Here is an 11,881-nt window from a genome sequence, read left to right as displayed (position 1 = left end):
GGTAAAGAAGCGTTTTCGCCAGCGCTTTATTCCTATCGACCGTCCTGATGCCGGTTGCCGCGATCGGGGCGCTGTTTTCGATCTTGTCCAGGCGCTGTCATTCTGCGTTCATCCCTCCGATTCCCGTGCTGCTGGCGGTCACCGTTCGAGGGTCTTTGCTGTTGGGCTCGGTCCGGCATTCTGCGCTCCTCCCGGCGAGGCCCGCGGCTTTCATGCTGCCAGCGGTGATCGTCTCTTGCGCCGCCAAATTGCCTTGGATCAGAGCGGCCGGCTACAGGCGCTGTATAATCATGCCGGGCCCCGTTCTTCCGGCGGTTGTCATCCCGGAATCTTGGCTGTTCGGCATGATCCGGCATTCGGCGATCTTCCCGATGAGATCCGTGGTCTTCGTGTTGCCAGCGAGGCTGCACCCAGTGATGCGAGTTGTCTTGTGGTCTTCGAGCGGGATAAGAGCGGCTTTCATGCTGATGGGGCGGTTGATAATGGTCATGAGACGGTCTGCCATAATCAGCCTGCCAGCGTGGCCGGTAGACATCATGAAAATGATTGCCCCCCGGACTGTAATGGCCATAACCCGGCGTGCTCCGGTAATAATCTCTTTCGACAACCGTGTAGCCGCCGCCGCCATAAGATACGCTATCGGGATAATAGGCTCCGGAATAATGGGCGCAGGCGCTCAGCAGCAGCATCAAACCGATAGCAAATATCTTTTTAATTAATGCATTCATTTGTTATATCCTTCGATATACGGGTTTTGACTGGAGCATAGGATAAGAATGCTGAATGATATATGAACTGCCGGAAAAATAGTGCTGTATACAACCATTTTCTCCGTCCGATACGTACCGAACCTGAGAATGCAGGCGGTAGGCAATTAGATAATACAAACATTTAAAGGAATACAATGAAACATAAAGTAGTCGATGCACTCATTTCCCCTGAAGGCCGTCTCGATGTGCTGTCCAAGGTTGAAGTCAGCAAACTGCTGGATACCAGCCAGGGCGGACTCTACCAGGTATTCCGCAACTGTTCGCTGGCGGTGCTGAACTGCGGCAGCGCCATGGATGACGGCAAGGAACTGCTGGAACGGTACGCGTCGTTCGATATTCACGTGGTTCAGGAAGAGCGCGGCATCAAGCTGGAAGTGACAGGCGCGCCCGCGCATGCCTTTGTTGACGGCAAGATAATCAAAGGCATCAATGAACACCTGTTCGCCGTGCTGCGCGACATTGTTTATATCAGCGACGAGATTAACGACAATCCGAAAATCGACCTGGAAACTACGGACGGCATCACCAACGCCGTTTTTCATATCCTGCGCAACGCCAACATCCTGCGCCCGATGACCAACCCGAACCTGGTCGTGTGCTGGGGCGGACACTCGATCGACCGCATAGAATACGATTACTCCAAGCAGGTTGGGCATGAAATGGGCCTGCGCGGCCTGGACATCTGCACCGGCTGCGGGCCGGGCGCGATGAAAGGGCCGATGAAGGGCGCCGCCGTCGGCCACTCCAAGCAGCGCATCAAGAGCGGCCAGTATCTGGGCATCTCGGAGCCGGGCATCATCGCGGCCGAATCGCCGAATCCGATCGTGAACGATCTTGTGATCATGCCGGATATCGAAAAGCGTCTTGAAGCCTTCGTGCGCACCGGTCACGGTATCGTCGTATTCCCCGGCGGCGCCGGCACGGCCGAGGAAATCCTCTATATTCTCGGTGTCCTGCTGCATCCCGATAATGAAGACATGCCGTTTCCGCTGATCTTTACCGGGCCTGACACAGCCATCGACTATTTCAATGAAATCGACCGCTTTATCGGCGGCACGCTGGGGCCGAAAGCGCAGCAGCGCTATCAGATTATCGTCGACAATCCCGTGCAGGTCGCGCGCGAAATGCATGAGGGCATCAAGCAGGTGCGCCATTTCCGCAAGGAAAAAGGCGATGCCTATTATTTCAACTGGTCATTGAAGGTCGATCCGGTCTTCCAGCAGCCGTTTATTCCCACGCATGAAAACATGCGCAATCTGGCCCTGCACAAGAATCAGGAAACGCATGTGCTGGCCGCCAACCTGCGCCGGGCCTTTTCGGGCATCGTCGCCGGCAACGTCAAGGCCGACGGCATTCGTACGGTCGAGCAATACGGCCACTTCGAAATTCGCGGCGACGCCGGTATCATGACGCTGATGGATTCCCTGCTGGCGTCGTTTGTCGCGCAACAGCGCATGAAACTGCCCGGCAAGGCCTATACGCCCTGTTATCGCGTCATCAAATAAGGGCATTTGGTACAATGGGCAGGATTCAGTCTTGCCCCCTTTGTTTTATGAAAGTCATCTTAACGGAAAAGCCGTCCGTCGCCCGCGACATAGCCCGCTGCCTGAACATCCGCAACAAGCGCGACGGCTATTTCGAGGGCAATGGCTACCGGATCACCTGGGCCTTCGGCCATCTGGTCGAGCTGAAAGAGCCGGACGACTATCACAAGGAATGGAAGCGCTGGTCTTTGGAAGCGCTGCCCATCATCCCCGAAAAATTCGGCCTGAAAGCGCGCGGCGATGCTTCGGCTAAAAAACAGCTCAACACGATCAGGCATTTGTTCAAGGAAGCCGATGAAATCATCTGCGCGACCGACGCGGGACGGGAAGGCGAGCTGATCTTCCGCTACATCCTGTCCTGGAGCCAATGCCTGAGCAAGCCGTTCAAACGCCTGTGGATCAGTTCATTGACGGACGAGGCGATACGCAAAGGCTTCGCCCAACTGCAGGACGGCAGGCTTTACGACAATCTCTACCGCGCCGCCAAATGCCGCAGCGAATCGGACTGGATCGTCGGTCTAAACGCCACGCGGCTTTACACGCTGAAATTCGGCCAGCACGGCACGCTATGGACCATAGGCCGTGTGCAGACGCCCGTGCTGGCGCTGATTGCGCAGCGTGATATGGAAATCGCCCACTTTATCCCCAAGGACTTTTGGGAATTGCAGACCCTATACCGTGACACGGCTTTTCAGTACGCCGGCGGGCGCTTCGATCGACAGGCCGATGCCGAGGCACTACTGAGCCGGGTTGACGGGCACCCGTTTCAGATCACGGCCGTCAAAGGCAAAAAGGAAACGGTCAACCCGCCCTTGCTGTACGATCTGACCGATCTGCAAAAAGACATGAGCATCCGCCATGGCTTCACAGCCGATCGCACCCTGACCTGCGCGCAGCAATTGTACGAGAGGAAACATATCACCTATCCGCGCACGGACAGCCGTTATTTAACTAATGACATGAAAGCCGGCATGAAGCCGCTACTGGAAAAACTGCGTGGACCGTTCGGGCCCCAGATAGCGCCGCTCGACCTGGACAAACTCGCTTTGAGCGCGCGCTATTTCAATAATGCCAAGGTCACCGATCACCACGCCATCATCCCGACCACGACGCTGCCCGGCAGCCTGTCCTACGACGAGGAAAAACTCTACCAGGCCATCGCCATACGCTTTATCGCGGCCTTTTATCCGCCCTGCATCAAGCAGGTCACGACGGTTCAGGGCGAAACCAATCAGGTGAAATTCAAAACCACCGGCACGGTCATCGTGTCACCGGGTTGGCAGGCGCTGTACAAAAACGACGAGAAAAAGGACAAGGAGCAAAAAATCCTGCCTGAATTCAGACAGGGCGAGACAGGGCCGCATCAGCCCTCGGTCAGCCAGGGCAAGACTACGCCGCCCAAGCCGTACACGGAAGCGACCTTATTGAGCATGATGGAATCGGCCGGCAAAACCTGCGACGACGAAACGCTCAAGGAAGCGCTCAAGGAAAAAGGCCTCGGAACCCCGGCGACACGGGCCGCGATCATTGAAACGCTGATCAGGCGCAACTACATCGAGCGTCAGAAGAAAAACCTGTGCAGCACCGAAGCGGGCCGCCATCTGATCGCTATCATCGCCGATGACCGGCTGAAGTCGGCGGCTATGACCGGCGAATGGGAGTCCAAACTCAAGAAAATTGAACAGAACGCCTATGATCCGGAACAGTTCATGGCCGAGATCATCCAGTTCACGCAAAAAATCAAGGATGAATCGACCAAGCCGCTTTACGATGCGGGCAGGCTGGGCGAATGCCCATTGTGCCGCAAGCCGGTGATTGAAGGCCGGAAAGGCTACGGCTGCAGCGGCTGGAAAGAAGGTTGCCAGTTCGTGCTGTGGAAGGAAGTGTACGGCGTGCCAATCACGCACGAGCTGGCTAGCCAGTTGCTACAGCATGGCCGGACCCTGAATGCTCATGCCGTCCATATCGACGATGACGCGTTCAATGCCCAACTGACCCTGAACGGGCAGGGCGAGACGGGCTATATCAAAGCCATGGGTCAGCCGATGCCAGCCATAAAAGAAGCCATTGCCGCCTGTCCGCTGTGCAACGGCCAGATCATCGAAACGGCCAAGGCCTACAGTTGCAGTGAATGGCGCAACGGCTGCAAGGCCGTGATCTGGAAAACCATCGCGCACAAGAAAATCACGGCCGCGATGGCGAAAAAAATGCTCAATACCGGCCAGACAGGCGTAATGAAAGGCTTTAAATCGGCTAAAGGCAGCGCTTTCGACGCCAATCTGAAATTCGTCGACGGCAAGGTTCAGATGGACTTCAGCAAACCGGCTTGAGGTCTCGATATAAGGTATAATAGCTGCTTGATCAATCACGAGAGATAAAGATGAGCAACGTATTCAGCTTTACTGGCACAGTCTAAGCGGATTTTATAGGTGATGTATCATGGAAGAAACAGGAATACTTTATAAGCTAACATTTCCTAACGGAAAGTCTTACATAGGTATAACTAAGTACTCCATTGAACATCGTATAAAAATACATATCCGTGCCTCAAGGAGTGGCAGAAAGTTAGCTATTTATAACGCCATAAGGAAATATGGAGAGGACTCTTTTGAAGTGCAGGTTCTTGCAATAGCTCATCCAGACGATTTGCCAAGACTTGAGATAGAGGCTATCCGTGAACATGATACGTTTGGACCTAATGGATACAATTTGACCGCTGGTGGAGAAGGTACGCTTGGCAGGTCTTTTATTGTTTCAGAAGAAACTAAAGCGAAAATATCTAAAACAACGAAAGGAAGAATCGGAAGGCCTATTTCAGAAGAAACAAAGCAGAAGTTAAGGAATGCAAACTTAGGTAAAAAAGCATCTGAAGCAACAAAAAAGAAAATATCAGCTTCTCTTATAGGAAAACAAAAAGGAAAAATTATTTCAGAAGACACAAAAGCAAAAATATCAGCCTCTTTAACAGGCAGGAAGCTAACAGAAGAGCAAAAGTACAATCTTACTAAAAGCCGTGCTGATAAAGTTACTGGCATGACAGGGAAATCACATTCAGAGAATACAAAACAAAAAATAGCACTATCTCGTATAGGCAAGCGCATTGATTACCAACACTCAGAAGAAACAAAGCGAAAAATTTCAGAGGGTAATAAGGGAAAGATAATATCGGAAGAATCAAAAGCAAAAATGTCAGCCGCTGCTAAAAATAGATACGCAAAAAATAGACTTGAAAAAGATAACGCTACATTGTCTATGATTTTTTAACTAGAGAAAATAAGAGGATAAACATGTCAAATGTTTTTTCATTTCACGGGACTGTAGGTCGTGACGCGGAAGTCAGGTATTTGCCATCGGGCCAGGCCGTGTTGAATGTCACGGTCGCTAACAATATCGGCTTCGGCGACAAGCAGCAAACGTTATGGGTGCGAGTGGCCTTATGGGGCAAGCGCGCCGAAGGCCAGCTGCAGAATTACCTGAAAAAAGGCCAGCAGGTGTTCGTCTCCGGCGAACTGACGCTGAGGGAATATCAGGCCAATGACGGTTCCACCAAAACCAGTCTGGAACTGAACGCCAACATCCTGGATCTGGTCGGCGGCCGTAACGCCGAAGGCAGACAAAGCGAGCCGCAATCCCAGCGAGGGGCTAAACCAAACCAATCGTCATCCGCGCAACAGGATGCAGGCTACGATAATTTTGATGCGCCGTATGATGACGATATCCCGTTTTAATTGAGAATTTTACTTTAGTAACTGATGTTACGCAGACAATTTGCCCATACGTCAAGCGCCTGTAGGGTCGAATTCACTTGTGCCCCCTGGGTATTCGACCCGAGACCGCTCGCCAAGCTTTCCAGAAATCGGTATGGCTCTTGTTAAGTGCGAATACCCAGAGGGCACAAGTGAATTCGCACCTACGCGAGCATTTGGCCGCTTTCGGTAAAGTAGGCTCAAGCGCTGTCGTGCCCGGGAGCGGCAAACGGCATAAAAAGCTGCCCGTGCGTAATTCAGTAAAGAATATAAAAAGCCACTGTTTTAAGTGGCTTTTTTATTGGCATAAAGAAAATTAGTGTTAAGTGTTTTTTGATCTTGCCGTTCTGATTTCAAAAGAGCGGCGTTGGGCCTCCGTGTTTCACTGATGATGGGTCAACGCCGGCCAGCCGCGGCGCCACCCGCCGCCGGCGCTATTCTGACCAACGGTATCAGCAATAATGCCAGGAAGAAAACCAGGGCCAGGTGATGGAACAGGGTATTGACGGTGAGCACTTCCGCTTCGCGCCTCACCAGACCGTAAACCTGCTTCAGCGCGGCCAGATCGTTGTCCTGCAATGACGCAGTGCTGAACCGTTCCTGTAAGCCGCTCAACAGGGCTTGCGTCGCTGTCGAACCGGGCTTCACCGCCTCGCGCAATAGAGCGTAATGTTCCTTGTTCAGCCGAATCATAAGCGTATCGGCGATTGCCAGGCCTATGGCTCCGCCCAGATTTCGCATGAGATTGTACAGCCCGCTGGCGTTTTTCACTTCTTCAGGCGGTAGCGTGCCGAAGGTCAGGTAATTGATGGGCAGGAAGCAGAACATCAGGCAGAAGCCCCGGAGCGCCTGCGGCCAGAAAAATTCCCAGTAACCGGCCTCATGGGTCAGATTGCCGTTCATCAAGGTCCCGAGGCCGAAGCCGAACAGCCCTACCGCCAACGTCAGGCGCGGACCCAGCTTTTTGACGACCCGCCCGACGATGAAGGCGGATGCGAACTGAAACAGTCCGGTGACCATGATGTACTGGCCGATCTGCAAGCTGTTCAGGCCTTTGACGGTGGCCAGATAGGTCGGCATCAGGAAGATGATGGAGTAAAGCCCGATGCCGAGAATGAAGCTGAACAGGCAGCCGATGGCGAAATTGCGGTTGCGGAACGCCCACAGGTCCACGATCGGGTGTTCGATTGTCAGTTCCCGATAGAACATGGCGATGCCGGAAGTCGCCGCGATCAGAGTGAAGAACACGATCTCGCGGCTTTCGAACCATTCTTCGCGCACGCCTTCTTCCAGCACGAATTCCGTGCTTCCAAGGAATACGACGATATACAGGATGCCGCGGAAGTCAATCCGCTTAAGCAACGCCCAGTCCGGCTCGTCCAGCCTCAGAAACAGTCCGGTGGCCACGGTTACCAGTATTCCCGGCACCAGGTTGATCAGGAACATCGTGTTCCAGGATGCCGTTTCGGTGAGATAGCCGCCCAGCACCGGGCCCGCCGTGGGCGCGACCGTCACCACCATGGCGACGACGATCGTCATCGTGGGCTGAAGATGGCGCGGGAACAGCGTGTAGGTCACCGCGAACACCGACGGGATCATCGCCCCTCCGAAAAATCCCTGGAAGGCGCGGAACGTCACCATGGACGGCAGATCCCAGGCGAGCGCGCACAACAGGCTCATCACGGTGAAGCCGCCGCAGGACAGGGCGAACAGGTAGCGCATGGACAGCGCCCGCCCGAGCCAGCCGGACAAGGGAATGATCGCCACTTCCGCTATCAGATAGGCGGTCTGCACCCAGGTAATCTCGTCCTGGGTCGCCGATAGCGCGGCCTGAATCTGTTCCAGGGAACTGGCGACGATCTGGATATCCAGCACCGCCAGGAACATCCCTAAGACCATGGCGAAAAAACCGATCCATTGCTGGAGGCTGACGGTCTTCTCGGCAGGATCATTCGAGGCCGCGATCTCGGGCGGCTTTTCGTTGGGGGCCGGCGACCGGGACGGGTCGGGCTTGACTACCGCTGCCATGCCGGCCTACCCGACCCTGACCTTGACCACCGTGGACAGGCCCGGCTTCAGACGATTCAGGTCAGTGCCGGGCCTGAACCGGATCTTTACCGGCACGCGCCGCACGATCTTGGTGAAATTGCCGGTCGCGTTTTCCGGCGGCAGCAGGCTGAATTCGGAGCCGGAAGCGGGCGAGAAGCTGTCCACCGTTCCTTCGAACCGGATGTCGGGATAAGCATCGACCAGGATGTCTACCGGCTGTCCCGGCTGCATGCGTCCGATCTGAGTTTCTTTGAAGTTCGCCTCCACGAACAGGCCGTCGGTCGGAATCAGGTACGCCAGCACGCTGCCGGGCTTGACCAGTTGCCCCACCTGCACGCTGCGATTACCGATGATGCCGGCGATGGGGGCCATAATGCGCGTGTTCTCCAGGTCGATGCGGGCCAGTTCCAGGGCGGACTGGGCCGCCTTCAGTTTGGCCCGTGTCTCGTCGATCCGTGCCTCCAGGGAGGCCAGTTCGCTCTCCGCTTCCTGCCGTGCCGAGAGGGTTTTCTCCCGTTGAGCCGCCGCCTGCTTGAGGGCGGAGTCGGCGGCGTCGCGGGTCTGGGCCGAAACCGCTCCTTCCGCGGCCAGGTTGGCGAAACGTTTCGTATCTTTCGCGGCGCGTTCCAGATCGGCTTCCGCGGCGGCGATGTTGGCTTCCTGCTGACGGATTTTGGCGCTCTGCGTGCGTTTGTCGGTTTCCAGCGTATGGATGTGCGCCATTTCTATCAGGACTTGCGCTTCCGCCTGGGCGGCCCTGGCTCGGAAATCATGATCGTCGATGACGACGAGCAGATCGCCCGGCATCACTTTCTGATTGTCCTCGAACAGTACCTCCTTGACGTAGCCTGTCTCCTTGGGGCTGACCAGGCTCAGATGCGACTTGAGGTAGGTGTTGTCGGTCGTCTCGAAGGGGCGAATCTCCTTGAGCCAGTACATGATGCCGAGCGCTATCGCCGACGCGAGTATTAGAACGGTGAGGATTATTCTCGGAGAAAGGGAGAGGCGCATGTTCTTTCGTTGCCTTTTCAAACGGTGTAGTAGTCCAAAAAACAGAAATCCGTCAAACCCGAAAGCGGATGCCCGGGTTGACAGTCGTTATCCGGCGATTAAGTGGATCAAGCTGCTGGCACAGGTGCCGGACGGTCTGCTGACTTCACATTTTTTCAATCCCATTTTTTGCACAATTTTTTCCTGCGTTTTAAAGATATATAAATTGTTAAGGGCACTGAAGAACTCCAAAGTCCTTAAATAACACTCACGGGAAAACGGCCCGGCTATCTTGAAAAACCAGGCCCCGTGGTTTTCCGGGGGCGCTTCTTTCTTATGTAACAGATTACGCGGACAATTTGCCCTGCGTCAAACGCGCCTGTAGGGTCGAATTAATTCGACCCGGGACGCCTTGTCAGTCATTAGTGCGAATAAATTCGCACCTACAAGCGCATGGAATCGTTTTCGGTAAAGGCGGCTCAAGAGCTGTATTGAGCGGCAAACGGCATAAAAAAGCTGCCCGTGCGTAACATCAGTTATGTAACAGCGATAGCATCCTGAGCCAACGGACAGGCATACTCCCAATCGAAAACTTCAGCAAATACCATGCCAGTCGATGCGGGTACTCCGTGGCCGGCGCACCGGCATCCGGCTGTTAATGCCGGCTTTGCAAGTCGGGTGAATAGAGAAACAATCCGGTCTTCAACGGCTAACGCATGCATATCGGCAGGCCAGGGATACCGGCGGCGGGATCGATACCTTATATGAAAGCCTTGTCGACGGCGGATCTTCGGGCGCCTCGAAGCGGGTACTGTTTGACTATACACGTCAATTATTTGCGAAGCAGGCCAAATGACACAATCCAATGCACTGGCGGCACAGCAACGCATTGTTTTTAATGATTATATTTATTCATCCGGTCAAATCACCCAAAACAATTGCGGTAAATAACATAATTCATTGATAGAAATTAATGAATGCCGGGAAATCGATGAATGCGCCGGGAATTTTCCGGATAAAGTTGTGCGACTCATGCTCGAACAGGGCTGTTTAAAATCGGTACACTCCCCGCCAAATCTGGCTCTCGGCTTGTTTTTCCGCCCGGCAATCCGGGTTGGATTGTCGATTGGCACAGCTATTGCTGACAGGTTAAGCAATATCTATTTCCTCCAAGAACGGGCCTATAAGAATGAGTCTTTCCCCCATGAAATCCAGTGAGTTTCAGACCCTTGCCGAGATGTGTATCCAACAAGCCAAAGCGAGGCCGGATGCCGTCGCCTTCCTATCGGGTAACCATCGACAAACGTTTCTGCAGATCGATCTAGGCAGCAATCAAGTCGGCCACGGATTGACGGCGGCCGGCGTTAAGTCCGGCTCCAGAGTGGCGATACTCGGCAAGGACACCATCGCTCACTATGAGATTCTGTTCGGCTGCGCCAAGATCAAAGCGGTGCTGGTCGACCTGAACTGGCGGCTGGCCCTTCCTGAGATACTTTATATCCTGAATGACAGCGAAACTGAAGTGCTGTTTGTGGCGCAGGAGTTTTTCCCGTTAGTGGAGTCTCTGGTTCCGCACCTAGCCTCTGTCCGGACGATCGTCGCCCTGGACGGTGCGCATCCGGAATGGTCGCTCTACGAGGACTGGAAAACGGCGAAACCGGCTACCCCGATCGCTTGCGAATACTGCGCCGACGATGTGGCCGTGCAGATGTATTCCAGCGGCACGACCGGGCGGCCGAAAGGCGTGCAGCTCGCAAACTACAGTTTTTTCAGACTGATGCAAGGCATGCGGAAGGCCGGCGACCCGTGGATGTCGCTGAATCCGGGCGATACCCTGCTGCTGTCCCTGCCGCAATTTCACATAGGCGGGCTCTGGTGGGCCATGCAAGGTTATGCGGTCGGCGCTGCCGGCGTCATCGTCGACGCCTTCGTCGCCTGGCAGGCTTTACAGTTAATCGAGCAGCACCAAGTCACCAAAGCCGTGCTGGTGCCATCGATGATCCAGCTGATGCTGGAAGAACCCAGCTGCGCGAAAACCTATTTATCGTCAATCAAGGGACTGGTCTATGGCGGCTCGCCGATCTCCCCGTCACTGCTGCGCAAGGCCATGGAAATCTTCGGCTGCGACTTCTTCCAGATATATGGCCTGACCGAGACCGGCAATATGGCGGTGTGTCTGCGCCCCACCGATCATTGCCCGGAGGGCAATCCGAGGATGAAAGCTGCCGGCAAGCCCTTGCCCGGCGTCGAAATCAAGATCGTCGACGGGCAAGGCCGGACGTTGCCGGCAGGGCGCAGCGGCGAAATTTGCATTAAATCGCCCAGCAACATGCTGGGCTATTGGAAGAATGAATCCGCTACCGCCCAAACACTGGTCGATGGCTGGGTACATACCGGCGACGTAGGTTATATGGATGAGGAGGGCTACGTCTATGTCTGCGACAGGATCAAGGACATGATCATCTACGCGGGAGAAAACCTGTTCCCCGCCGAAATTGAAGCCGTACTAAGCGAGCATGAGGCGGTTGCCGAAGTCGCTGTCATCGGGATACCCGATGAAAAATGGGGGGAGGTTGTAAAAGCCTTTGTCGTGCCGCGGCAGGGCGGCGTCATCAAGCAACGGGAGTTGATTGATTTCGCCAGAAGCCGTATCGCGGATTTCAAAGTGCCTAAATCGATAACGTTTGTCGATGCCTTGCCGAGAAATCCGAGCGGTAAAGTCCTTAAACGGGTGCTGAGGGCGCCGTTCTGGCAGGACCAGGACAGACAGGTTAGTTAGTCA

The 11,881-nt window shown here is 54.6% G+C and carries 8 protein-coding genes; 5 read left to right on the top strand and 3 right to left on the bottom strand.

The window, feature by feature from the left end; genetic code table 11:
* Positions 1-32 precede the first annotated feature (32 nt).
* Positions 33-728 carry a hypothetical protein gene (locus METLU_RS0112200; RefSeq protein ID WP_027158456.1) on the bottom strand — a complete coding sequence of 232 codons (696 nt, stop codon included), beginning with the start codon at positions 726-728 and terminating at the stop codon, positions 33-35.
* Positions 729-904: 176 nt separating this feature from the next.
* Here METLU_RS0112200 and ppnN point away from each other — a divergent pair, with 176 nt between their 5' ends.
* The 4 genes from ppnN to METLU_RS0112180 all read left to right on the top strand — a co-directional run bounded on the left by ppnN (position 905) and on the right by METLU_RS0112180 (position 6,042).
* Positions 905-2,275, top strand: coding sequence for a nucleotide 5'-monophosphate nucleosidase PpnN (gene ppnN / locus METLU_RS0112195; protein WP_027158455.1), 1,371 nt, complete (start codon positions 905-907; stop codon positions 2,273-2,275).
* A 47-nt stretch (positions 2,276-2,322) separates the two neighbouring features.
* The gene (locus METLU_RS0112190; protein ID WP_027158454.1) at positions 2,323-4,644 is read left to right on the top strand and encodes a DNA topoisomerase 3; all 2,322 of its coding nucleotides are present in this window, start codon (positions 2,323-2,325) and stop codon (positions 4,642-4,644) included.
* 109 nt (positions 4,645-4,753) lie between these two features.
* The gene (locus tag METLU_RS26740; RefSeq protein ID WP_051299894.1) at positions 4,754-5,578 is read left to right on the top strand and encodes an NUMOD3 domain-containing DNA-binding protein; all 825 of its coding nucleotides are present in this window, start codon (positions 4,754-4,756) and stop codon (positions 5,576-5,578) included.
* Positions 5,579-5,601: 23 nt separating this feature from the next.
* Positions 5,602-6,042 (top strand): single-stranded DNA-binding protein, encoded by a 441-nt coding sequence (locus METLU_RS0112180; RefSeq protein WP_027158453.1) that lies wholly within the window; start codon positions 5,602-5,604, stop codon positions 6,040-6,042.
* 414 nt (positions 6,043-6,456) lie between these two features.
* Here METLU_RS0112180 and METLU_RS0112175 read toward each other — a convergent pair whose 3' ends face one another.
* A complete protein-coding gene (locus METLU_RS0112175; protein ID WP_155920546.1) occupies positions 6,457-8,088 on the bottom strand; it encodes a DHA2 family efflux MFS transporter permease subunit in 1,632 nt (543 codons plus the stop codon).
* A 6-nt stretch (positions 8,089-8,094) separates the two neighbouring features.
* Entirely contained in the window at positions 8,095-9,120 is a 1,026-nt protein-coding gene (locus METLU_RS0112170; RefSeq protein ID WP_027158451.1) for an HlyD family secretion protein, read from the bottom strand.
* 1,183 nt (positions 9,121-10,303) lie between these two features.
* Here METLU_RS0112170 and METLU_RS0112155 point away from each other — a divergent pair.
* The gene (locus METLU_RS0112155) at positions 10,304-11,878 is read left to right on the top strand and encodes a fatty acid--CoA ligase (RefSeq protein ID WP_027158449.1); all 1,575 of its coding nucleotides are present in this window, start codon (positions 10,304-10,306) and stop codon (positions 11,876-11,878) included.
* Positions 11,879-11,881: the final 3 nt, after the last annotated feature.

It is taken from the genome of Methylobacter luteus IMV-B-3098 (genome assembly GCF_000427625.1).
In the GTDB taxonomy this organism is placed as follows: Bacteria; Pseudomonadota; Gammaproteobacteria; order Methylococcales; family Methylomonadaceae; genus Methylobacter; species Methylobacter luteus.
The sequence above is the reverse complement of the archived record's forward strand: the minus strand, read 5'-3'. Positions and strand labels throughout refer to the sequence as shown.

Bases quoted from the DNA above. Each gene is read 5' to 3' on its own strand.
- METLU_RS0112200 (WP_027158456.1), bottom strand. From the start codon at position 728: ATGAATGCATTAATTAAAAAGATATTTGCTATCGGTTTGATGCTGCTG.
- ppnN (WP_027158455.1), top strand. From the start codon at position 905: ATGAAACATAAAGTAGTCGATGCACTCATTTCCCCTGAAGGCCGTCTC.
- METLU_RS0112190 (WP_027158454.1), top strand. From the start codon at position 2,323: ATGAAAGTCATCTTAACGGAAAAGCCGTCCGTCGCCCGCGACATAGCC.
- METLU_RS26740 (WP_051299894.1), top strand. From the start codon at position 4,754: ATGGAAGAAACAGGAATACTTTATAAGCTAACATTTCCTAACGGAAAG.
- METLU_RS0112180 (WP_027158453.1), top strand. From the start codon at position 5,602: ATGTCAAATGTTTTTTCATTTCACGGGACTGTAGGTCGTGACGCGGAA.
- METLU_RS0112175 (WP_155920546.1), bottom strand. From the start codon at position 8,088: ATGGCAGCGGTAGTCAAGCCCGACCCGTCCCGGTCGCCGGCCCCCAAC.
- METLU_RS0112170 (WP_027158451.1), bottom strand. From the start codon at position 9,120: ATGCGCCTCTCCCTTTCTCCGAGAATAATCCTCACCGTTCTAATACTC.
- METLU_RS0112155 (WP_027158449.1), top strand. From the start codon at position 10,304: ATGAAATCCAGTGAGTTTCAGACCCTTGCCGAGATGTGTATCCAACAA.